At 54.4% G+C, this 23,003-nt stretch carries 24 protein-coding genes; 14 read left to right on the top strand and 10 right to left on the bottom strand.

What is annotated here, in order from left to right:
* Positions 1-9 precede the first annotated feature (9 nt).
* From infB to mtr, 9 genes are all read left to right on the top strand, one after another.
* Positions 10-2,688, top strand: a complete 2,679-nt coding sequence (gene infB / locus N7E69_RS05510) for a translation initiation factor IF-2 (protein ID WP_000133064.1) — start codon at positions 10-12, stop codon at positions 2,686-2,688.
* Between the two features lie 220 nt (positions 2,689-2,908).
* Positions 2,909-3,310, top strand: coding sequence for a 30S ribosome-binding factor RbfA (rbfA, locus tag N7E69_RS05505; protein WP_001040199.1), 402 nt, complete (start codon positions 2,909-2,911; stop codon positions 3,308-3,310).
* Positions 3,310-4,254, top strand: a complete 945-nt coding sequence (truB, locus tag N7E69_RS05500; protein WP_000089671.1) for a tRNA pseudouridine(55) synthase TruB — start codon at positions 3,310-3,312, stop codon at positions 4,252-4,254. Before rbfA ends, truB begins: the two co-directional genes overlap by 1 nt.
* A gap of 150 nt (positions 4,255-4,404) precedes the next feature.
* The gene (gene rpsO, locus N7E69_RS05495) at positions 4,405-4,674 is read left to right on the top strand and encodes a 30S ribosomal protein S15 (protein ID WP_000059465.1); all 270 of its coding nucleotides are present in this window, start codon (positions 4,405-4,407) and stop codon (positions 4,672-4,674) included.
* 241 nt (positions 4,675-4,915) lie between these two features.
* The gene (pnp, locus tag N7E69_RS05490; RefSeq protein WP_001670767.1) at positions 4,916-7,051 is read left to right on the top strand and encodes a polyribonucleotide nucleotidyltransferase; all 2,136 of its coding nucleotides are present in this window, start codon (positions 4,916-4,918) and stop codon (positions 7,049-7,051) included.
* Between the two features lie 109 nt (positions 7,052-7,160).
* A complete protein-coding gene (nlpI, locus tag N7E69_RS05485; RefSeq protein WP_000802069.1) occupies positions 7,161-8,045 on the top strand; it encodes a lipoprotein NlpI in 885 nt (294 codons plus the stop codon).
* Between the two features lie 105 nt (positions 8,046-8,150).
* Positions 8,151-8,231 (top strand): protein YrbN, encoded by an 81-nt coding sequence (yrbN, locus tag N7E69_RS05480; protein WP_010723222.1) that lies wholly within the window; start codon positions 8,151-8,153, stop codon positions 8,229-8,231.
* Positions 8,224-10,113, top strand: a complete 1,890-nt coding sequence (gene deaD / locus N7E69_RS05475; RefSeq protein WP_000807253.1) for an ATP-dependent RNA helicase DeaD — start codon at positions 8,224-8,226, stop codon at positions 10,111-10,113. The genes yrbN and deaD overlap by 8 nt, the downstream gene beginning before the upstream one ends.
* A 153-nt stretch (positions 10,114-10,266) precedes the next feature.
* Complete coding sequence (gene mtr, locus N7E69_RS05470) at positions 10,267-11,511, top strand: tryptophan permease (protein ID WP_000224370.1); 1,245 nt, start codon at positions 10,267-10,269, stop codon at positions 11,509-11,511.
* Positions 11,512-11,571: 60 nt separating this feature from the next.
* Here the strand turns inward: mtr and N7E69_RS05465 are convergent, their stop codons facing one another.
* A complete protein-coding gene (locus N7E69_RS05465) occupies positions 11,572-12,102 on the bottom strand; it encodes a hypothetical protein (RefSeq protein ID WP_001294025.1) in 531 nt (176 codons plus the stop codon).
* 158 nt (positions 12,103-12,260) lie between these two features.
* On the opposite strand from N7E69_RS05465, the gene N7E69_RS05460 reads away from it, so the two are divergent.
* Positions 12,261-12,980: a murein L,D-transpeptidase family protein gene (locus N7E69_RS05460; protein ID WP_000532744.1), complete on the top strand. Its 720-nt coding sequence runs from the start codon at positions 12,261-12,263 to the stop codon at positions 12,978-12,980.
* Here N7E69_RS05460 and N7E69_RS05455 read toward each other — a convergent pair.
* From N7E69_RS05455 to N7E69_RS05445, 3 genes are all read right to left on the bottom strand, one after another.
* Complete coding sequence (locus N7E69_RS05455) at positions 12,958-13,965, bottom strand: luciferase-like monooxygenase (RefSeq protein WP_000130438.1); 1,008 nt, start codon at positions 13,963-13,965, stop codon at positions 12,958-12,960. The two genes, N7E69_RS05460 and N7E69_RS05455, sit on opposite strands and share 23 nt — an antisense overlap.
* Positions 13,966-14,142: 177 nt before the next feature.
* Positions 14,143-15,039 carry a U32 family peptidase gene (locus tag N7E69_RS05450; protein WP_001751328.1) on the bottom strand — a complete coding sequence of 299 codons (897 nt, stop codon included), beginning with the start codon at positions 15,037-15,039 and terminating at the stop codon, positions 14,143-14,145.
* Positions 15,030-16,025, bottom strand: coding sequence for a peptidase U32 family protein (locus N7E69_RS05445; RefSeq protein WP_000421309.1), 996 nt, complete (start codon positions 16,023-16,025; stop codon positions 15,030-15,032). Before N7E69_RS05445 ends, N7E69_RS05450 begins: the two co-directional genes overlap by 10 nt.
* Before the next feature lie 216 nt (positions 16,026-16,241).
* Here N7E69_RS05445 and N7E69_RS05440 point away from each other — a divergent pair, with 216 nt between their 5' ends.
* Positions 16,242-16,766 (top strand): SCP2 domain-containing protein, encoded by a 525-nt coding sequence (locus N7E69_RS05440; RefSeq protein ID WP_000884721.1) that lies wholly within the window; start codon positions 16,242-16,244, stop codon positions 16,764-16,766.
* Positions 16,760-17,263 carry a GNAT family N-acetyltransferase gene (locus tag N7E69_RS05435; RefSeq protein ID WP_000908562.1) on the top strand — a complete coding sequence of 168 codons (504 nt, stop codon included), beginning with the start codon at positions 16,760-16,762 and terminating at the stop codon, positions 17,261-17,263. The genes N7E69_RS05440 and N7E69_RS05435 overlap by 7 nt, the downstream gene beginning before the upstream one ends.
* Here N7E69_RS05435 and N7E69_RS05430 read toward each other — a convergent pair.
* On the bottom strand, positions 17,250-17,567 hold the full coding sequence (locus tag N7E69_RS05430) for a GIY-YIG nuclease family protein (RefSeq protein WP_000928383.1): 318 nt from the start codon (positions 17,565-17,567) through the stop codon (positions 17,250-17,252). The genes N7E69_RS05435 and N7E69_RS05430 overlap by 14 nt on opposite strands.
* A gap of 37 nt (positions 17,568-17,604) precedes the next feature.
* Between N7E69_RS05430 and N7E69_RS05425 the strand changes: the two genes are divergently transcribed.
* Positions 17,605-18,048, top strand: a complete 444-nt coding sequence (locus tag N7E69_RS05425; protein WP_000380404.1) for a YhbP family protein — start codon at positions 17,605-17,607, stop codon at positions 18,046-18,048.
* On the opposite strand, the gene yhbO is transcribed toward N7E69_RS05425, so the two are convergent.
* The gene (yhbO, locus tag N7E69_RS05420; protein ID WP_000037599.1) at positions 18,028-18,546 is read right to left on the bottom strand and encodes a protein/nucleic acid deglycase; all 519 of its coding nucleotides are present in this window, start codon (positions 18,544-18,546) and stop codon (positions 18,028-18,030) included. The two genes, N7E69_RS05425 and yhbO, sit on opposite strands and share 21 nt — an antisense overlap.
* 130 nt (positions 18,547-18,676) lie before the next feature.
* Here yhbO and N7E69_RS05415 point away from each other — a divergent pair, with 130 nt between their 5' ends.
* Entirely contained in the window at positions 18,677-19,312 is a 636-nt protein-coding gene (locus N7E69_RS05415) for an NAD(P)H-binding protein (RefSeq protein WP_001530791.1), read from the top strand.
* A 66-nt stretch (positions 19,313-19,378) separates the two neighbouring features.
* Here the strand turns inward: N7E69_RS05415 and dolP are convergent, their stop codons facing one another.
* From dolP to N7E69_RS05395, 4 genes are read right to left on the bottom strand one after another with little or no spacing between them, the layout of a single operon-like run.
* A complete protein-coding gene (dolP, locus tag N7E69_RS05410; RefSeq protein WP_000643280.1) occupies positions 19,379-19,954 on the bottom strand; it encodes a division/outer membrane stress-associated lipid-binding lipoprotein in 576 nt (191 codons plus the stop codon).
* A 9-nt stretch (positions 19,955-19,963) separates the two neighbouring features.
* Positions 19,964-20,554 carry a DnaA initiator-associating protein DiaA gene (gene diaA / locus N7E69_RS05405; protein ID WP_000893481.1) on the bottom strand — a complete coding sequence of 197 codons (591 nt, stop codon included), beginning with the start codon at positions 20,552-20,554 and terminating at the stop codon, positions 19,964-19,966.
* Between the two features lie 21 nt (positions 20,555-20,575).
* Entirely contained in the window at positions 20,576-20,971 is a 396-nt protein-coding gene (locus N7E69_RS05400) for a YraN family protein (protein WP_000057285.1), read from the bottom strand.
* The gene (locus N7E69_RS05395) at positions 20,929-22,971 is read right to left on the bottom strand and encodes a penicillin-binding protein activator (RefSeq protein WP_000249224.1); all 2,043 of its coding nucleotides are present in this window, start codon (positions 22,969-22,971) and stop codon (positions 20,929-20,931) included. The genes N7E69_RS05400 and N7E69_RS05395 overlap by 43 nt, the downstream gene beginning before the upstream one ends.
* Between the last annotated feature and the right edge of the window lie 32 nt (positions 22,972-23,003).

Raw genomic sequence — 23,003 nt, 5'->3', positions numbered from 1 at the left:
AGGAACAGCATGACAGATGTAACCCTAAAAGCGCTGGCCGCAGAGAGACAGGTTTCCGTGGATCGCCTGGTACAGCAGTTTGCTGATGCAGGTATCCGGAAATCTGCTGACGACTCTGTGTCCGCACAAGAAAAACAGACTTTACTGGCGCACCTGAACCGCGAAGCGGTTTCTGGTCCCGATAAACTGACGCTGCAGCGTAAGACGCGCAGCACCCTGAACATTCCAGGTACCGGTGGAAAAAGTAAATCGGTACAAATCGAAGTCCGCAAGAAGCGCACCTTTGTGAAACGCGATCCGCAAGAGGCTGAACGCCTGGCCGCGGAAGAGCAGGCGCAGCGTGAAGCGGAAGAGCAAGCCCGTCGTGAGGCAGAAGAACAGGCCAAACGCGAGGCGCAACAAAAAGCTGAACGCGAGGCCGCAGAACAAGCTAAGCGTGAAGCCGCTGAAAAAGCGAAACGTGAAGCTGCGGAAAAAGACAAAGTGAGCAATCAACAGACTGACGATATGACCAAAACCGCCCAGGCCGAAAAAGCCCGCCGTGAGAATGAAGCTGCAGAGCTGAAGCGTAAAGCGGAAGAAGAAGCACGTCGCAAACTCGAAGAAGAAGCGCGTCGTGTAGCAGAAGAAGCTCGCCGCATGGCGGAAGAAAACAAATGGACCGCAACGCCTGAGCCAGTAGAAGACACCAGTGACTATCATGTCACCACTTCTCAGCACGCTCGCCAGGCCGAAGACGAAAACGATCGTGAAGTTGAAGGCGGTCGTGGTCGTGGCCGTAATGCAAAAGCAGCGCGTCCGGCGAAAAAAGGCAAACATGCCGAATCCAAAGCCGATCGCGAAGAAGCGCGTGCTGCGGTTCGCGGCGGTAAAGGCGGCAAGCGTAAAGGGTCTTCTTTACAGCAAGGCTTCCAGAAGCCCGCTCAGGCCGTTAACCGTGACGTGGTGATCGGTGAAACCATCACCGTTGGCGAACTGGCGAACAAGATGGCGGTGAAAGGTTCTCAGGTCATCAAAGCGATGATGAAGCTGGGCGCCATGGCCACCATCAACCAGGTTATCGATCAGGAAACCGCACAGCTTGTTGCCGAAGAGATGGGCCACAAAGTTATCCTGCGTCGTGAAAACGAACTGGAAGAAGCGGTAATGAGCGACCGTGATACCGGCGCTGCGGCTGAACCACGCGCACCGGTTGTGACCATCATGGGTCACGTTGACCACGGTAAAACCTCTCTGCTGGACTACATTCGTTCCACGAAAGTAGCCTCTGGCGAAGCGGGCGGCATTACCCAGCACATCGGTGCTTACCACGTTGAAACTGACAACGGGATGATCACCTTCCTGGACACCCCGGGCCACGCCGCATTTACTTCTATGCGTGCTCGCGGCGCCCAGGCAACGGATATCGTGGTTCTGGTGGTAGCGGCAGACGACGGCGTGATGCCGCAGACTATCGAAGCTATCCAGCACGCGAAAGCGGCAGGTGTGCCGGTCGTGGTTGCGGTGAACAAAATCGATAAGCCAGAAGCCGATCCGGATCGCGTTAAGAACGAACTGTCCCAGTACGGCATTCTGCCGGAAGAGTGGGGCGGCGAGAGCCAGTTCGTTCACGTGTCTGCGAAAGCAGGTACCGGTATCGACGAACTGCTGGACGCTATCCTGCTGCAGGCCGAAGTTCTGGAACTGAAAGCGGTACGCAAAGGTATGGCGAGCGGTGCGGTTATCGAATCCTTCCTGGATAAGGGTCGTGGTCCGGTGGCTACCGTGCTGGTTCGTGAAGGTACGCTGCATAAGGGCGATATCGTGCTGTGTGGCTTCGAATACGGCCGCGTGCGTGCGATGCGTAACGAACTGGGTCAGGAAGTGCTGGAAGCGGGTCCGTCCATTCCGGTGGAAATCCTCGGCCTGTCCGGCGTTCCGGCTGCGGGTGACGAAGTGACCGTCGTTCGCGACGAGAAGAAAGCCCGTGAAGTTGCTCTGTATCGTCAGGGTAAATTCCGTGAAGTTAAACTGGCGCGTCAACAGAAATCTAAACTCGAGAACATGTTCGCCAACATGACCGAAGGCGAAGTTCACGAAGTGAACATCGTGCTGAAGGCCGACGTACAGGGTTCTGTGGAAGCGATCTCCGACTCCTTGCTGAAACTGTCTACCGACGAAGTGAAAGTGAAGATCATCGGTTCTGGCGTAGGTGGTATCACCGAAACCGACGCGACCCTGGCTGCGGCGTCCAACGCCATTCTGGTTGGCTTCAACGTTCGTGCCGATGCCTCTGCGCGTAAAGTGATCGAATCTGAAAGCCTGGATCTGCGTTACTACTCCGTCATCTATAACCTGATCGACGAAGTGAAAGCGGCGATGAGCGGTATGCTGTCTCCGGAACTGAAACAGCAGATCATCGGTCTGGCTGAAGTGCGCGATGTGTTCAAATCGCCGAAATTCGGCGCGATCGCGGGCTGTATGGTTACCGAAGGTACGATTAAACGCCATAACCCAATCCGCGTTCTGCGCGACAACGTGGTTATCTATGAAGGCGAGCTGGAATCCCTGCGCCGCTTCAAAGATGACGTTAACGAAGTCCGTAACGGCATGGAATGTGGTATCGGCGTGAAGAACTACAACGACGTTCGCGTTGGCGATATGATTGAAGTGTTCGAGATTATCGAGATCCAACGTACCATCGCTTAATCTTCGTCGTCTTTTGGGCCGCAACGGCGTTGGCTGCGCTCGCTCACCCCGGTCACATAGTTATCTATGCTCCCGGGGATTTACGAGCTTGCCGCCTTGTTGCAATCCAAAATCCTTAGAAGATGATTAGGCGTAGGCCGGGTAAGCGAAGCGCCACCCGGCAAGAAATTTAAAAAGGGGCTTATGGCCCCTTTTTTGTCTTTATTCTGGAGAATTTATTATGGCGAAAGAATTTGGTCGCCCTCAGCGCGTAGCGCAAGAGATGCAAAAAGAGATCGCAATCATCCTGCAGCGCGAAATTAAAGACCCGCGCCTGGGCATGATGACTACCGTCTCCGGTGTCGAAATGTCCCGTGACCTGGCCTATGCCAAAGTGTTTGTCACCTTTTTGAACGACAAAGATGAAGACGCAGTAAAAGCGGGCATCAAAGCGTTGCAGGAAGCGTCTGGTTTCATCCGCAGCTTGCTGGGTAAAGCGATGCGTCTGCGCATCGTGCCGGAACTGACCTTCTTCTACGACAACTCGCTGGTGGAAGGGATGCGTATGTCCAACCTGGTGACTAACGTGGTGAAACATGACGAAGAACGTCGTGTGAACCCGGACGACAGCAAGGAGGACTGATGAGTCGTCCTCGTCGTCGTGGCCGCGACATTCACGGCGTTCTGCTGCTGGACAAGCCGCAGGGTATGTCCAGCAATGACGTGCTGCAAAAAGTTAAGCGCATCTACAATGCCAACCGCGCCGGGCATACCGGCGCGCTGGACCCGCTGGCGACCGGCATGTTGCCGATTTGCCTCGGCGAAGCGACAAAATTTTCGCAGTACCTGCTGGATTCTGACAAACGCTATCGTGTTATTGCCCGTCTGGGGCAGCGCACGGATACCTCTGACGCCGATGGTCAAATCGTGCAGGAGCGTCCGGTGACTTTCAGCGCTGAGCAGCTTGCGAGCGCGCTGGAGACCTTTCGTGGGGATATCGAACAGATTCCCTCGATGTATTCGGCGCTGAAGTATCAGGGCAAGAAGCTGTACGAATATGCCCGGCAGGGTATCGAAGTGCCGCGCGAAGCCCGCCCGATTACCGTCTATGAGCTGCTATTTATTCGCCATGAAGGTAACGAGCTGGAGCTGGAAGTTCACTGCTCCAAAGGCACCTATATTCGTACCATTATTGATGATTTAGGTGAGAAACTGGGCTGTGGCGCGCACGTAACGTACCTGCGTCGTCTGACGGTCAGCAAGTATCCGATTGAGCGAATGGTGACGCTGGAGCATTTGCAGACGCTGGTAGCACAGGCGGAACAGCAGGGCGTTCCGGCGGCGCAGTTGCTCGATCCATTATTGATGCCAATGGATAGTCCGGCTTCGGACTATCCTGTTGTTAATCTGCCGTTAACATCTTCGGTATATTTCAAAAATGGCAACCCGGTTCGTACCACGGGCGTGCCGTTGAAGGGACTGGTTCGTGTGACGGAAGGTGAAGACGATAAATTTATCGGTATGGGCGAAATTGACGACGAAGGCCGTGTCGCGCCTCGTCGGCTGGTAGTAGAGTACCCGGCGTAATGTCGCTTCGTCTTGCGATAAGAGAGCGCTGCGAGTAGAATACCGCCGCTTAACGTCGCGTAAATTATTTAACAGTTTACGCGGCGTACACTGGGATCGCTGAATTAGAGATCGGCGTCCTCTCATTCTTAAATACTTTGGAGTTTTAAAATGTCTCTAAGTACTGAAGCTACAGCTAAAATCGTTTCTGAGTTCGGTCGTGACGCAAACGACACCGGTTCTACCGATGTTCAGGTTGCTCTGTTGACTGCACAGATTAACCACCTGCAGGGTCACTTTGCAGAGCATAAAAAAGATCACCACAGCCGTCGTGGTCTGCTGCGTATGGTTTCTCAGCGTCGTAAACTGCTCGACTACCTGAAACGTAAAGATGTTGCACGCTACACCGCGCTGATTGAGCGTCTGGGTCTGCGTCGCTAATTCTTTCGAGTTTCAGAAAGAGGGGGCCTTCATGGCCCCTTTTTTCCAGCAGATGGCAGCAATTCGCTGGAAACTAATGTATTGTTGCTATGAATGATCTTCCGTTGCAGAGGTTCGCGCGGCTAATGAGAGGCTTTACCCATATCAGGGTTAGGGTTGTCATTAGTCGCGAGGATGCGCAGAAGATCGGGTATTAACGACGGCGCGTATTATGCCGTCAAAAATTGGAAAGGATATTATTTTGCTTAATCCGATCGTTCGTAAATTCCAGTACGGTCAGCATACCGTTACGCTGGAAACTGGCATGATGGCGCGTCAGGCCACTGCCGCTGTTATGGTAAGCATGGATGACACCGCCGTATTCGTTACCGTTGTCGGCCAGAAAAAAGCCAAGCCAGGCCAGGACTTCTTCCCACTGACCGTTAACTATCAGGAGCGTACCTACGCTGCTGGTCGTATCCCGGGCAGCTTCTTCCGTCGTGAAGGCCGTCCAAGCGAAGGCGAAACCCTGATTGCGCGTCTGATTGACCGCCCGGTTCGTCCGCTGTTCCCGGAAGGCTTCGTTAACGAAGTGCAGGTTATCGCGACCGTCGTTTCCGTTAACCCGCAGGTTAACCCGGACATCGTTGCCATGATCGGCGCATCCGCTGCGCTGTCCCTGTCCGGCATTCCGTTCAACGGCCCAATCGGCGCGGCGCGCGTAGGTTACATCAATGACCAGTACGTGCTGAACCCAACCCAGGACGAGCTGAAAGAAAGCAAGCTGGACCTGGTGGTTGCCGGTACCGAAGCGGCTGTGCTGATGGTGGAATCCGAAGCTGAACTGCTGAGCGAAGACACTATGCTGGGCGCGGTGGTATTCGGTCACGAGCAGCAGCAGGTTGTTATCCAGGCGATCAACGATCTGGTGAAAGAAGCCGGTAAACCGCGTTGGGACTGGCAGCCGGAAGCCGTCAACGACGCGTTGAACGCGCGTGTTGCTGCGCTGGCTGAATCTCGTCTGAGCGACGCGTACCGCATCACCGATAAACAAGAGCGCTATGCTCAGGTTGACGTAATCAAATCCGAAACCATCGAGCAGCTTATTGCAGAAGATGAAACTCTGGATGCTAACGAGCTGGGCGAAATCCTGCACGCTATCGAGAAAAACGTGGTGCGTAGCCGCGTACTGGCAGGCGAGCCGCGTATTGATGGCCGTGAAAAAGACATGATCCGTGGTCTGGACGTGCGCACTGGCGTACTGCCGCGTACTCACGGTTCCGCTCTGTTTACCCGTGGTGAAACGCAGGCGCTGGTTACCGCAACTCTGGGTACTGCCCGTGACGCGCAGGTGCTTGATGAACTGATGGGCGAGCGCACTGACAGCTTCCTGTTCCACTACAACTTCCCTCCGTACTCCGTAGGCGAAACCGGCATGGTCGGTTCTCCGAAGCGTCGTGAAATTGGTCACGGTCGTCTGGCGAAGCGCGGCGTGCTGGCAGTGATGCCGGACATGGATAAATTCCCGTACACCGTTCGCGTGGTGTCTGAAATCACCGAATCCAACGGTTCTTCCTCTATGGCTTCCGTGTGCGGCGCTTCTCTGGCGCTGATGGACGCTGGCGTGCCAATTAAAGCCGCCGTAGCAGGTATCGCTATGGGTCTGGTGAAAGAAGGCGACAACTACGTTGTACTGTCTGACATTCTGGGCGACGAAGATCACCTGGGCGATATGGACTTCAAAGTGGCGGGTTCCCGCGACGGTATCTCTGCGCTGCAGATGGATATCAAAATTGAAGGTATCACCAAAGAGATCATGCAGGTTGCGTTGAACCAGGCTAAAGGCGCGCGTCTGCACATCCTGGGCGTGATGGAACAGGCGATCAACGCGCCGCGCGGCGATATCTCTGAATTCGCGCCGCGTATCCATACCATCAAGATCAGCACGGACAAGATCAAAGACGTGATCGGTAAAGGCGGTTCTGTGATCCGCGCGCTGACTGAAGAGACCGGCACCACCATCGAAATTGAAGATGACGGTACTGTGAAGATCGCGGCGACCGACGGTGAAAAAGCGAAATACGCTATCCGTCGTATCGAAGAGATCACCGCAGAGATCGAAGTCGGCCGTATCTACAATGGTAAAGTGACCCGTATCGTTGACTTTGGCGCGTTTGTTGCCATCGGCGGCGGTAAAGAAGGTCTGGTTCACATCTCTCAAATCGCGGATAAGCGTGTAGAGAAAGTGACCGATTATCTGCAGATGGGTCAGGAAGTCCCGGTTAAGGTTCTGGAAGTTGACCGCCAGGGCCGTGTACGTCTGAGCATTAAAGAAGCAACCGAGCAGTCTCAACCTGCGGCTGCGCCGGAAGCTCCGGCGAGCGAACAGGCCGAGTAAGGTAGCCTTTTGCCCTCCGCAGTGCGGAGGGCTTTAGACCTGGCTGGACGCCTTGTTGAGCCACCGGGGAACAGGACGTTCATTCAATCGTTGTCTTCGGGAGTGGGAAATGAAGCCTTTTTTGCGCTGGTGTTTCGTTGCGACAGCACTTACGCTTGCAGGATGCAGTAATTCCGCCTGGCGTAAAAGTGAAGTCCTCGCAGTACCATTGCAACCGACTTTACAGCAGGAAGTGATTCTGGCGCGTATGGAACAGATTCTTGCCAGTCGGGCTTTAACCGATGACGAACGCGCACAGCTTTTATATGAGCGCGGAGTGTTGTATGATAGTCTTGGTTTGAGGGCATTAGCGCGAAATGATTTTTCACAAGCGCTGGCAATCAGACCGGATATGCCTGAAGTATTCAATTACTTAGGCATTTATTTAACGCAGGCAGGCAATTTTGATGCTGCCTATGAAGCGTTTGATTCTGTACTAGAGCTTGATCCAACTTACAACTACGCGCACTTAAACCGCGGTATCGCATTGTATTACGGCGGCCGTGATAAGTTAGCGCAAGATGATCTGCTGGCGTTTTATCAAGACGATCCCAATGATCCTTACCGCAGCCTGTGGCTGTATCTTGTTGAGCAGAAGCTTAATGAGAAGCAGGCGAAAGAAGCGTTAAAAGCACGCTTCGAAAAATCGGATAAAGAGCAATGGGGATGGAACATTGTCGAGTTCTACCTGGGCGACATTAGCGAAGCAACGCTGATGGAAAGGCTCAAGGCGGACGCAACGGATAACACCTCGCTCGCTGAGCATCTCAGTGAAACCAACTTCTATTTAGGTAAGTATTACCTAAGTCTGGGGGATTTGGACAGCGCCACGGCTCTGTTCAAACTGGCGGTGGCCAACAACGTTCATAACTTTGTTGAGCACCGATACGCATTGTTGGAATTATCGCTCCTGGGCCAGGACCAAGATGACCTGGCAGAATCGGACCAGCAATAGCTGACGAACATATCAGCCCGTAATCTTTTTGATTGCCATCACCTTCGCGGGTGAGGGCGTTGTTGTTCGTTAATACACCTACTTTGAGCCGGTTCACACTTTTCAATGAAAATTGCAGATCAATTTCATGATGAGTTATGTAGACTGGCCGCCATTAATTTTGAGGCACACGTACTACATGGCTGAATTCGAAACCACTTTTGCAGATCTGGGGCTGAAGGCTCCTATCCTTGAAGCCCTTACCGATCTGGGTTACGAAAAACCATCTCCAATCCAGGCAGAGTGCATTCCGCATCTGCTGGGCGGTCGCGACGTGCTGGGCATGGCCCAGACCGGTAGCGGCAAAACCGCAGCGTTCTCTTTACCGCTGCTCAACAATCTTGATCCTGAGCTGAAGGCACCTCAGATTCTGGTGCTGGCGCCAACCCGCGAACTGGCGGTACAGGTTGCCGAAGCCATGACGGATTTCTCTAAACACATGCGCGGCGTAAACGTGGTTGCCCTGTACGGCGGTCAGCGTTATGACGTGCAGTTACGCGCCCTGCGTCAGGGGCCGCAGATCGTTGTCGGTACGCCGGGACGTCTGCTTGATCACTTAAAACGCGGCACCCTCGACCTCTCTAAACTGAGTGGTCTGGTGCTGGATGAAGCCGACGAAATGCTGCGTATGGGCTTCATCGAAGACGTTGAAACTATTATGGCGCAGATCCCGGAAGGTCATCAGACCGCTCTGTTCTCCGCCACCATGCCGGAAGCGATTCGTCGCATTACCCGCCGCTTTATGAAAGAGCCGCAGGAAGTGCGCATTCAGTCCAGCGTGACTACCCGTCCTGACATCAGCCAGAGCTACTGGACTGTCTGGGGTATGCGTAAAAACGAAGCGCTGGTGCGTTTCCTGGAAGCGGAAGACTTTGATGCGGCGATTATCTTCGTGCGTACCAAAAACGCGACCCTGGAAGTAGCAGAAGCGCTGGAACGTAGCGGCTACAACAGCGCCGCGTTGAATGGCGATATGAACCAGGCGCTGCGTGAGCAGACTCTGGAACGCCTGAAAGATGGTCGTCTGGACATCCTGACCGCTACCGACGTTGCGGCACGTGGTCTGGACGTTGAACGTATCAGCCTGGTGGTGAACTACGATATCCCGATGGATTCCGAGTCCTACGTTCACCGTATCGGTCGTACCGGCCGTGCGGGTCGCGCCGGTCGCGCGCTGCTGTTCGTTGAGAACCGCGAGCGTCGTCTGCTGCGCAACATCGAACGCACCATGAAGCTGACCATTCCGGAAGTGGAACTGCCGAACGCAGAACTGCTGGGTAAACGCCGTCTGGAAAAATTCGCCGCGAAAGTTCAGCAGCAACTGGAAAGCAGCGATCTGGATCAGTACCGTGCGCTGCTGGCGAAAATCCAGCCGTCTGCTGAAGGTGAAGAGCTGGATCTCGAAACGCTGGCTGCCGCACTGCTGAAAATGGCGCAGGGCGAGCGTCCGCTGATTCTGCCGCCGGATGCGCCGATGCGTCCTAAGCGTGAATTCCGTGACCGTGACGACCGTGGTCCGCGCGATCGTAATGACCGTGGCCCGCGTGGCGACCGTGAAGAACGTCCGCGTCGTGAACGTCGTGACGTTGGCGATATGCAGTTATACCGCATTGAAGTGGGCCGTGATGACGGCGTTGAAGTTCGTCATATCGTGGGCGCTATCGCTAACGAAGGCGACATCAGCAGCCGTTACATTGGTAACATTAAGCTGTTCGCGTCTCACTCCACCATCGAGCTGCCGAAAGGTATGCCGGGCGAAGTGCTCCAGCACTTCACGCGTACCCGCATTCTGAACAAGCCGATGAATATGCAGCTGTTGGGTGATGCGGTTCCGCACGCGGGCGGCGAACGTCGCGGCGGTGGTCGTAGCTTCAGTGGCGAACGTCGTGAAGGCGGTCGTAATTTCAGCGGCGAACGTCGTGAAGGTGGTCGTGGTGATGGTCGTCGCTTCAGCGGCGAGCGTCGTGAAAGCCGTGGTCCGCGTCGTGATGACTCTACCGGTCGCCGTCGTTTCGGCGGTGATGCGTAACTCACGCTGACCTGCGCATTCACAGCGTAAAGTAAAATATACAGCCCCGATCGTCACAATCGGGGCTTTTTTTATTTCTTTTGTACTCATGTACTGGTACAGTGCAGCGTATTGATAGATAGTCACATTATAAATGACTGGAGAGAGAGCTGAATGGCAACACTTACCACCACCCAAACGTCACCTTCGCTGCTTGGCGGCGTGGTGATTATCGGCGGCACCATCATTGGCGCGGGGATGTTCTCCCTGCCGGTGGTCATGTCCGGGGCGTGGTTCTTCTGGTCGATGGCGGCGCTGGTCTTTACCTGGTTTTGTATGCTGCACTCCGGGCTGATGATCCTCGAAGCCAACCTTAACTACCGCATTGGTTCGAGTTTCGACACCATCACCAAAGATCTGTTGGGGAAAGGCTGGAACATTGTCAACGGTATTTCCATTGCCTTTGTGCTCTACATCCTGACTTACGCCTATATCTCGGCGAGCGGCTCGATTCTGCATCATACCTTTGCTGAGATGTCGTTGAACGTTCCGGCGCGAGCGGCAGGTTTTGCCTTTGCGCTGCTGGTGGCGTTTGTAGTGTGGCTGAGTACGAAGGCGGTCAGTCGGATGACGGCGATTGTGCTGGGCGCGAAAGTGATTACTTTCTTCCTGACCTTCGGCAGCCTGTTGGGGCACGTTCAGCCTGCCACGTTGTTTAACGTGGCTGAAAGCCACGCGTCATATACGCCGTACCTGCTGATGACGCTGCCATTTTGTCTGGCCTCTTTTGGTTATCACGGTAACGTACCGAGCTTGATGAAATGTTACGGCAAAGATCCGCGTACCATCGTCAAATGCCTGATTTATGGGACGTTACTGGCGCTGGCGCTCTATTCCGTCTGGCTGCTGGGGACGATGGGCAACATCCCGCGTCCGGAATTTATCGGCATTGCGCAGAAAGGCGGCAATATTGATGTGCTGGTACAGGCGTTGAGCGGCGTGCTGAACAGCCGCAGCCTGGATTTGCTGCTGGTGGTGTTCTCTAACTTTGCGGTCGCCAGTTCCTTCCTTGGCGTGACGCTGGGGCTGTTTGACTATCTGGCGGATCTGTTTGGTTTTGATGACTCGGCAATGGGGCGTTTTAAAACGGCGCTGCTGACTTTCCTGCCGCCGATGATTGGTGGCCTGCTGTACCCGAACGGTTTTCTGTACGCCATTGGCTATGCAGGTTTAGCTGCAACTATCTGGGCGGCCATTGTGCCTGCGCTGTTGGCACGTAAATCTCGCGAACGTTTCGGCAGCCCGAAATTTCGCGTCTGGGGCGGTAAACCGATGATTGCCCTGATTTTGGTCTTCGGTGTTGGCAACGCGGTTATCCATATTCTGTCGAGCTTTAATTTGCTGCCGGTGTACCAGTAATTGAACGAGCCGGATGAGCTGTTTTCATCCGGCAATATTTCACAAGTCCGCGAAATGGTATCAAATAAAACCCTGTTTATTATAAAGTTCTTCGGCGAGTGCTTCCCCGTGTTCATCGAAAAAAGCATCGGCGATAGTTAAATTTTCTGCCTTAGGATTTGCCGTTATTCTGCTACCATTGGCGTCAAATTCGAGCGCGATGGCGATCTCCGAACCCCACCAGTAATAATAAATTAGCGCAAAATTATTTTCCCCTAGCGTAATAAATTTCTCGATTCCCCGCACACAGGCCATGAGTGGCATGAAGATTTCATAGCTCTCTGAGAGAAATATGTGATCCATCGTGACTATCTGTGTTTCTTTATTAAAGTTGATATGTTCAGCATAAATATTCTTTTCACTTTCACCAGAATTACATGTGGCAAGATTGTTAAGCATTTTTGCAGGATCGCCGTACAACCTTTGCTCCTCAGTAAACCATGGCAACCAGTCGTCATAGTCTTTAATATTTGTTGCCGGTGAATGGAAAAATTTCTTGAGGTTACTCTCGGTAATATGTGCATGAAGAAAAAAGGAAGCAGGTTCACTCATGATGATTTTCTCTGGTAATAAGTCGATTTATTCATATCCCTGTTCGGCCATGATAAAACGATTACTATTTTATAAAAGTACAGAACTGGACCTTTCCTCTATTTCATATCATAGGAAAATATATACTTGAACTGGTTCAGAATAAGCGGAATACGAAAATGGGGCGTAAAGGACTACTCGCTATTGTATTATTGAGCCTGTTTATCGCTTTTATTTTAAAATTTTTCTGGCTCACTCCGTACGATGAAGACGTTTACCTGCCAGTGGAAAAACCTGTCGCATCGTCTTTAAAAATCATTCACCCCGGCGACCAGTTATTTATCCGCATTCTGAAAGCGGAAGATAAGCTGGAACTGTGGGCAAGCGCCAATAACAAGCCTTACAAACTCTACAAAACCTGGACTATATGCGCATGGTCTGGTGGCTTAGGGCCAAAACATAAACAGGGAGACGGTAAAAGCCCGGAAGGCTTTTATGCCACCAACAAAGGGTTGCTTAACCCAAACAGCCGCTATCATCTGGCATTTAATATTGGCTACCCGAATGCTTACGATCGGGCAAATGGCTACACCGGTGATTTCATTATGGTTCACGGGAACTGCGTTTCGGCCGGTTGCTATGCCATGACCGATGCCGGTATTGAAGAGATTTATCAACTGGTGGCGCAGGCGCTAAACAGCGGGCAGAAGCGCGTGCCTGTCCATATCTTCCCATTTACGATGAATGACGAAAATATGCGCCAGGCGCAAGCATGGCCGGAATATAATTTCTGGCGTATGTTGAAGCCCGGCTATGATTACTTCGAAAAAAATCGCCGATTGCCAACCATCACCGTTGAAAATCGGCGTTATAAAATCAGCCCAACAACTCTTCCTTAACATCCATCGCTAAATCAAACGAATGCAGGCGTGCCTGGTGGTCGAAAATCTGCCCGTTTACCATAATTTCATCCGCCTGGGTCTCCCGCAGGATGGATTCCAGCCCGTGGCGGACTTTCGCTTTATCACCGACCAGCGACATACTCAGCGCCTGCTGCACGCCATACTGCTCGGATGGCGACCAGAAGGTCTCCATATTCTCAATCGGCGGCGGCAGTTGGCCGGTTTCCCCACGGCGTAGCTTCACGAAAGCCTGCTGCATGGAGGTAAACAGGAATTCGGCGTCGCGGTTGCTGTCGGCGGCGATAATATTGATACACACCATCGCGTACGGTTTTTCCAGCCGCGCTGAAGGTTTGAACTGGGTACGGTACAGATGCAGCGCCTGGAACAACATATCCGGCGCGAAATGCGAAGCAAAGGCGAACGGCAGGCCAAGCTGGGCCGCCAACTGTGCGCTATACAGGCTGGAGCCCAACAGCCAGACCGGGATCTGCTCGCCGTAGCCGGGCACCGGGCGCACATGCGGATTAGGGTCGCGAGCGTCGAACCAGTCCACCAGCTCTGCGACATCGCGTGGAAAGTTATCGATATCGCCGCTCATATGGCGACGCAGCGCGCGCATCGTCGGCTGATCGCTACCCGGCGCGCGTCCCAACCCTAAGTCGATACGTCCCGGGTAGAGCGTATTCAGCGTGCCGAACTGCTCGGCAATCACCAGCGGTGAATGGTTAGGCAGCATCACGCCGCCGGAGCCAAGATGTAATGTTGTGGTATTGGCCGCCAGATAACCAATCAATACCGAGGTCGCCGCGCTGGCGATACCGGTCATGTTGTGATGTTCCGCCAGCCAGTAGCGGTGATAACCGCGCTTTTCAGCCAGCCGTGCGAGATCAAGCGAGTGCGTGAAGGCTTCTTTTGCCGAAGATCCTTCAGGGATCGGCGCCAGATCCAGCACCGAGAACGGAATAGTTTTGTCAGTCATAACGGCTCACTTTGTTACCGGTTAATCTTTTAATACTGCATTAAAGATTAGCGAATGTTGTTAACAAAGTGAGCTTTATGAGACTGACGGCAAAAACAATGCCCGATGGCGCTGCACTTATCGGGCCTACGGGATCGCTATTTGTAGGCCAGATAAGGTCTTTATGCCGCCATCCGGCTAGGCCTGTAGCTCCAGCCCGGCCAGCCACCTCCAGTAGCCGTTGCAGTCGCTATGCGCGGCAAGCGCTAATGGCGCGCCGCCGTTTTCGTTAGCGCGAAAGGCATCAAGCATGGCAAATGTCTCCGTACCCAACGGCGACAGCCGCACGATATCGACCAATCCCTGCATCGACGTCAGTTCGTTGCCAAGGTTATAGACATAGCCGCTCATGGTCTGAATACCGTTAAGCACAAACACCTGCTGATTCTCTTGCGAGAGCACGTCACGACCGTTTGGATACTTGATACAGCAGGTTTCGCACTCATCTTTCGGGCGGTCTTCCGAACGGGCGGTAAAGCAGCGAGCGGAGTAGGCCAGCGGCAGATGCCCGTAGCTCAACACTTCCACTTCAAACTGATTGCGGATGCCCAGTTCATCGCACTGATTAAGCAAATTCACCAGCCAGTCGCGGGACAGCTCCACCGGCATACACCAGCGTACCATGCCTTCTTTCAGCAACCGGCGCAGCGTGACCGCGTTGTAGCAGTTCAGCGCATGGCCGGCGACAAACGGCAGTTTGCGCTCGGCGCACAGATTCACCACGCCAAGATCGCTGGCTTCCAGCAGAAAATCGCCGTTGTCCACATAGCGTTTCAGCTCGCTTAATTCAGATGACGCCTGTACCAGCGCCAGGGTGGAGAGCACCACCTGCTTACCGCTGGCGGCGAGGGATTTCGCCATTTCCAGCCAGTCGCCGACTTTGGTCGCGCGACGCTTGCTGCACACCGCTTCGCCCAGATAAATGACATCAGCGCTGCTTTTTGCGGCCTGCTGATAAAAATCTTCCAGCGTCTCTTTCGGCCAGTAATAAAGCACCGGTCCTAAGGAATATTTCATAGCTCCTCTCACTGCCATTTACGGTGATATGCGCCAAGCGTGGTTTGGGTGCCTTCGGACATCGCGCCGAGCGTCTCCATCCAGTCGCGCTGTGGAACGAAGTTTTGCGGGGCGGCTTTGCAGCGATCGATCGCCTGGCGCCACACTTTCGCCACCTGGCTGACGTAGGCCGGGCTGCGCTGGCGGCCTTCGATCTTCACCGAAGCGATGTTCGCCGCCATGAGCTCCGGCAGCAGTTCCAGCGTGTTCAGGCTGGTTGGCTCCTCCAGCGCGTGATAGCGCTCGCCGTCCACTAAATAGCGGCCTTTACACAGCGTTGGGTAGCCTGCGTTTTCGCCATCCTGGTAACGGTCAATCAGGACATCATTCAGGCGCGATTCCAGCCCCTGCGGCGTTTGCTGCCAACGGACAAAGCGGGCGGGAGAGCAGGCGCCGACGGTATTGGGCGACTCCCCCGTCAGGTAGGAAGAAAGATAGCAGCGACCTTCCGCCATAATGCACAGGCTGCCAAACGCGAATACCTCCAGCGGCACCGGCGTGACGCGGGCCAGTTGTTTTACCTGGTGAATCGACAGTACACGCGGCAGTACTACACGGTGGACATCAAAGTTGCGGTGATAAAAGCGAATCGCCTCTTCGTTGGTTGCCGAGGCCTGAACGGAAACATGGCGCTCAATATGCGGGTAACGCTCTGCGGCATATTCCAGCATAGCGAGGTCGGCGAGAATCAACGCGTCGGCGCCAAGCTGCGCCGCCATATCCACGGCGCGCTGCCAGCGGGCATAGCCGTCCGGATGCGCAAAAGTATTAATGGCGATGTGTAATTTGCGGCGATGCTGGTGAACAAAACTCACCGCTTCCTGCAATTTTTTTTCGGTAAAGTTAAGGCCGGCAAAATGACGGGCATTGGTATCGTCTTTTAACCCGATATAAACGGCGTCAGCGCCGTTTTCGATGGCCGCCTTCAGCGCCGGGAGATTTCCGGCAGGGCAGAGCAGCTCCATAATTTATCCTGAGGGTTACGTCTGAGACGCAAAATTGTTAACGAACAGGGATTTTAGTTAACCTTGCTGCGACAATTTTTGATTTAAGGCAGTTAAAGGCGTATTGGTAACACCAATAATGGGGTAGAAAATCAGACCCAATTGTTGATTTACGCCGCCATGTGATTTATTGGATATGGCAAAATAACAGGACTATTGAAACAGGGAGTAAAGCTCGTGTTAGATAAACTGCGTTCACGCTTAGTCCATGCTGGCCCGTCTCTGATGAGTGTACCGGTTAAACTGACGCCCTTTGCGCTAAAGCGCCAGGTTCTGGAACAGGTTCTGAGCTGGCAGTTTCGTCAGGCGCTGGCCGATGGAGAGCTGGAATTCCTCGAAGGTCGTTGGTTAAGCATTCATGTTCGTGACATCGACTTAAAATGGTATACCACGGTTGAAAATGAAAAGCTGATCGTTAGCCAGCAGGCGGATGCTGACGTCAGTTTTAGCGCCGACGCCAGCGATCTGCTAATGATCGCCGCCCGTAAACAGGATCCGGATACGCTCTTTTTCCAGCGTCGACTGGTCATTGAAGGCGATACTGAGTTAGGGTTGTATGTGAAGAATCTGATGGACGCCATCGAACTGGAGCAGATGCCGAAAGCGTTACGCGTTATGCTGCTGCAACTGGCGGATTTTGTTGAGGCGGGAATGAAAAACTCGCCGGAAACCAAACAGACCTCGGTAGGTGAACCATGCTAATTCGAGTAGAAATTCCCATTGATGCGCCTGGTATTGATGCGCTGTTACGCCGTTCATTCGAAAGCGATGCGGAAGCGAAGCTGGTTCACGATTTGCGTGAAGATGGTTTTCTGACGCTCGGACTGGTGGCCACGGATGATGAAGGTCAGGTGGTGGGCTATGTCGCCTTTAGCCCGGTTGATGTGCAGGGCGAAGATTTACAGTGGGTCGGCATGGCGCCGCTGGCGGTCGATGAAAAGTATCGCGGGCAAGGGCTGGCGCGCCAGTTAGTGTATGAAGGGCTGGATTCGCTCAACGAGTTCGGCTACGCGGCGGTCGTGACGCTGGGCGATCCGGCGTTATATAGCCGCTTCGGTTTTGAACTGGCCGCACATTACGATCTTCACTGCCGTTGGCCCGGTACGGAAAGCGCTTTCCAGGTACACCGTTTGGCTGAGGATGCGCTGGAGGGCGTGACGGGGCTGGTGGAGTATCACGACCACTTCAATCGTTTTTAAGCACCGGCGTTTGCAGGCTGGACAGCAGCGCCTCAAACGCTTCGCGTTCCGTCACAAGGCGCTCCTTCTGGCGCTTTGTGAGCTGTTTGATGCGATACTCTATGCGCAGGGCCAGCGAGCGATTGCCGACCTGCGCCGCAAACGCCAGCGTTAACTCGCCTTTTCCCCGTAATGCTTTTGCGCCTTTTCCCGTTTGATGCTGCCTGTAACGACGCGCCACATCGGTGGTTATTCCGGTGTAAAGCGCATTGTCTGCAGTACGAATCAGATACAGATACCAGGGTGTCATTGTCGCCATCAGCATGATAATTTTCAGGTTCCCAGTATAAGCGAGAATAAAGATGGACACACTTACCGCTATTGGCCGTTGGCTGGCGAAACAACACGTGGTGACCTGGTGCGTACACCATGAGGGAGAGCTGTGGTGCGCCAATGCGTTTTATTTGTTTGATGCGCAAAACGTCGCGCTGTATCTGTTAACGGATGATAAAACCCGCCATGCGCAAATGTCTGGCGCGTGCGCGCCAGTTGCGGGAACGGTCAATGGTCAGCCGAAAACGGTGGCGCGCATTCGCGGCGTACAGTTTAAAGGGGAAATTCGCCGTCTGGAGGGGCAGGAGAGCGACGCCGCGCGTAAAGCTTACCTTCGTCGCTTCCCGGTCGCCAGGGTGCTGCCAGCGCCGGTATGGGAAATCCGGCTGGATGAAATTAAATTCACCGACAACACGCTGGGGTTTGGTAAAAAACTGCACTGGTTACGCGACTCACGCGCCCAGCAGGCGTAGCGCCTCGCGGTTAAATGCCGGCAGGTCGTCAGGCGTGCGGCTGGTCACCAGCTGATCTTTATCGACGACGACTTCCTGATCGTAAAACTCCGCGCCCGCATTCTTCACATCGATAATAATCGGTTTCACCGCCGTGAGTTTGCGGCCACGAATGACATCGGCGCTGATCAACAACTGTGGGCCGTGGCAAATGGCAAAAACCGGTTTACCGCTGTTAACGAAATCGCGGGTAAAATCCACGAAACGGCTGTCGCCGCGCAGGTAGTCCGGCGAATGACCTCCCGGCAATAGCAAGGCGTCGAACTCGTCGGGACGAACGTCATCAATAGCCTTATCAATGGTGACGCTGGCCTCGCCTTTTTTTCCTTTCACCGTTTTACCCGCCTCTTTTTCGATGGTGATGACCTCATGGCCGGCCTGACGGAATTCTGCTGCCGGCGAGGTAAATTCTGAATCTTCAAATTCATCGGTAATCAAAACGGCAATTTTCTTACTCATGCGTTTCCTCCGCAGTGGTGGCGTCGGGTAAGGCAAATTTTCCACAATGATGGATACTTACCTCGTAGACTATTAAGCCTGGTCGATAGGGCCGAGAGTGCAAGGTGGACAAATCTGTAAAGGAGCGAGGATGAGTCAGGTACTGATTACCGGCGCGACCGGACTGGTCGGCGGACATCTGCTGAGAATGTTAATCAACACGCCGCAGGTGAGCGCTATCGCCGCGCCGACGCGTCGCCCGCTGACGGATATTGTCGGCGTTTATAACCCTCACGATCCGCAGCTTACCGACGCGTTAGCTCAGGTGACCGACCCGGTGGATATTGTTTTTTGCTGCCTGGGCACGACCCGGCGTGAAGCGGGAAGTAAAGCGGCGTTTATTCATGCGGATTATACGCTGGTGGTTGATACCGCGCTGACCGGGCGTCGACTGGGCGCGCAGCACATGTTGGTGGTCAGCGCAATGGGAGCAAACGCGCACTCTCCGTTTTTCTACAATCGGGTGAAAGGAGAAATGGAGGAGGCGTTAATCGCGCAAAATTGGCCTCGTTTGACGATTGCCCGGCCTTCTATGCTGCTCGGCGACAGAACAACGCGGCGGGTGAATGAAACGCTTTTCGCTCCGCTATTCCGGCTGTTGCCAGGAAACTGGAAATCGATTGATGCGCGGGATGTGGCGCGGGCCATGCTGGCGGAAGCGCTGGCGCCAGCACAAGAAGGCGTGACGATTCTGACCTCATCGCAACTGCGGGAAAAAGCGGAATAGCGAAGCCGGATGATTTACCGGATGGCGACGCGGTTTACACATTCTTATCGCCACCCGGCACACCGGTTACTTAATATACGTAAAGGCGGTGGTCACGCGTTTCACGCCGCTCACCCGGCTGGCGATGTCCGCTGCCGCTTTACCTTCACGTTCAGTCACCAGGCCCAGCAGGAACACTTCGCCATTTTCGGTGGTGACTTTCACGTTTGACGATTTTACCTGATCGCTGGTCAGTAGCTGTGAGCGAACTTTCGTGGTGATCCAGGTATCGTTAGAGGCGGTCCCCAGGCCGATAGGCTGACCCTGGCGAATCTCGTTATAGACCTCGGTGGTGCCTTCAACGCCCATCGCTATCTGTTTAGCGCGTGCGGAGAGTTCGCTGTTTGGCGACTGGCCCACTAACAAAACTTTGCCCTGATAAGCCGTGACATTGATGCGCGTCTCTTTTTTGATTTGCTCATCTTTCGACAGCGCGCTGCTGACACGCAGTTCCAGCGTTCCGTCATCCACCTGGGTGCCCACGCTACGCGGGTCGGTTGCGGCTTTGGTGCCGACGGCTGCCGTACCCACTACCGCGGCGGCGACGCAACCTTGCAATAGCAACGCAGAAATAAGGACTGCGAGCGGCGAAAATGCCTTCATGTGTACTCCTTAATCATCCTGGTGAGGAAAAAGCGTGTTATCGATCAAATCGCACAGGCAGTTTACCGTCAGCATATGCATTTCCTGAATGCGCGCGCTGTGGTGTGAAGGGATACGAATTTCGACATCCTGCGGCCCTAATAGTCCGGCCAGCTCACCCCCGTCATACCCGGTTAGCGCCACAATGGTCATGTCACGTGTGACGGCTGCTTCAACGGCTTTTACGATATCGCGACTATTACCACGCGTAGAGATCGCCAATAAAACATCGCCTGCATGTCCCAGCGCCCGGACTTGTTTTGCATAAACTTCATCGTGCAGGCGATCGTTAGCGATCGCAGTTAAGACCACATTATCGGTATTTAGTGCAATGGCGGGTAAACTGGGTCGCTCCGTTTCAAAGCGGTTAATCATGCTGGCAGCAAAATGCTGTGCGTTGGCCGCGGACGTCCCGTTTCCACAACAGAGGATTTTGTTGCCGTTAAGCAGGGAATGAACCAGCGTCATGGCGGCGCGGGAAATGGCATCCGGAAGCGCTTCCGCCGCAGCAATTTGAGTTTGAATGCTTTCTGTAAAGCAAACTTTGATTCTTTCGAGCACGCTAATCCTTAAAATCTTCAATTATGAGTGGTCGTTAAACGCATCCCGAAACCACTCAATCTCATTTCCGGTGAAGGCTAACACATCGAACCGACAATCCACAGTATCAAAACTCCCATTCTGGCGGGCGAGCCACAAGCGGGCAGTATGTAATAATTTGTGTTGCTTGCTGCGGGTCACACTAGCCGCCGCGCCGCCATAAAGCCCGGAGCGCCGATAGCGGACCTCAACAAAAACCGTCGTTTTTCCGTCGCGCATGATCAGATCGATTTCGCCGCCGCGCTCGCGCACGTTGGCGGCGATAAACCGCAGTCCTTTGCTTTCCAGCCAGCGACGCGCGGCAGCTTCCCACGCGTCGCCAGCCTGTTTACGCGTTAGCTGGCGGGAACAATCTCCCCTTGCTGGTATTTGAGCCATGATAACTTCCTGTTAATCACACAATCCGGGCTGGCGGTTAATGCGCCGGTATTACCATTGATCTCAAATCCCTGCACCTGACGCATCTGCGAAAAGTGGTTCGCCAGCGTCCAGGCATCCACGCCCATGGCGTACATCCGCGCCAGAGAATAGTCGTTATGTACAGCGCTCAGCGCCTGCTGCATCAACGGCATATTGCCGCCTGCCAGCATAGGAATTTCACTGTATTGTAAACCCTCCATTTCCAGACGGAAGTCGGGGCCGGAGGTGCCTTGCGCGCTGCGAGAGCTGGCATACAGCGTCGCGCCGCTCTGGGTGCCGTTACGCATGGCGATCATCGGTTTGATAAAGCCAATCTCTTCCGGCGTAGCCAGAATATAGACCGCGTCTACGCGTCCGCCGCCGGTGATTTGCGCGTCGGTCGGCGGCGCAGGGATGGTCAGACCGCCAATGGTGACGCCAGGCTGCGCAGGCACGCTGGCGGCGACCGGACTGCCCGTCAACGCGATACCCGCGCCGCCGTTCACGCCCATTTTCAGCTCGGCTACGGAGCCGAATTTTTGCTGTAACACGATGCCGCCGCCCAGTTTTTGCCACTCCTGGGTGAAGGCGTTCGCCACGCGATCGCCAAGCGCGCTGCGTGGAATCAACAGCAGCGGCGACTGCTTGCCCTGGTCATAAATATGATGCGCCGCGTCACGGGCTTCATCTTCTGGAGAGAGCGCGAAATAGCAGATATTAGGGAAGCTACGTACCGTTTCCGGCTGGTTGAGCGCCAGCACGTTGAGCGGCGTGTTGCTTTTCATCAGCGCTTCCACATTGTTTTTCAACAGCGGCCCGACCACGATACTGGCGCCGTCTTGCTGAACCTGAGCGAGCACCTGATCCAACGGCTGGGAAGAGGTATCGTAGATTTTTAATTCAGCGGAGGGATCCGCCGGCGCGCTTGCTGTAGCAGGGGGAGTTTGTGGCGCGCTGACTGGCGTAGCGGACTGGGCTGGAGCGTCATCAGTCAGATCGCTCACCGAGGCCTGCGACGGACTGGCGACGCCGTTGGTCATTTGTGGTTGCGTCTCCTCCACGCCAGGTTCGACCGGCGCGTCAGGAGCGGCGGCAGGCTGCATCTCCACCGCCTGGGTGCCGAGGTTTTTCGCGGCTTCGAAACCTTGCTGGATGGTACGGCCAAACACGGCAGCCTGACCGTTCAGCGGCAGCAGCAGAGCGATTTTGCTGGTGGAAGCCGGTTTGAAACGTTGCACATTGACGAGCTGCGTCGGCAGCATTTTCGCCCCCGGATTTTGCGGGTAGCGTTTTTGCCAGTCGGCGATCCCGGCTTTCAGCATGTCCGGATCGTTGCGGTTGTCAAACCAGACGCGTTGCAGATCCAGCCAGCCCTGAAGCACGTTTTCATCGGCGTTGATAACTAACGTCTTGGCCTGATCCGGCGTCATGGCGGAGAGCGCCTGCCAGGTGGCGTCGATATTTTTTTGTTTATCTTTCGCCGCCAGTAGCGGTTCCTGGGCGATTAACGCCCGCAACAGGGTAAGCGACGGGCGTCCCTGGCTGGCAACGATCTGCGCCTGCCAGTAACGCGCTTGCTGATTTGGCGCAAAGTCGGCAGGTTTTAGTTTATCCAGCAAGGCCTGCGCGCCTGCGACATCTTTTTGCGCCAGTTTGATTTCTACCGCTAATAAAGACTGTTCGCGACGCTGGGCATCGTTCAGATTTTGCGGGAGTTGGTTGAACAGGTCGACGGCCTGCTGGCTTTTTCCTTCTTTCAGCAGTGCATGAATGGCGAGTAATTGCCAGTTGGTCTTGCTATCATCTGCGCTTTGCTGCATCTGATGCAGGTAAAAGGCGGAGTCAGCTTGCGCTGAACCCTGCATATAGGCTGCGCTTTGATCTGGCGCCTGGGTGCCGCACCCGGCGAAAAGTAGCGCAGCCAGGACGACAGGCAGCGCGCGCGCGGCGTTCAAACGAGAAAATGTTGAGGGTACCATACTGTATCCAGTGATATTTTTTTACGCAATGC

Source organism: Salmonella sp. 3C, assembly GCF_025426275.1.
Classification (GTDB): domain Bacteria; phylum Pseudomonadota; class Gammaproteobacteria; order Enterobacterales; family Enterobacteriaceae; genus Salmonella; species Salmonella enterica.
Note: the sequence above shows the minus strand (reverse complement) of the source record. Positions and strands in the feature narration are given on the sequence as shown.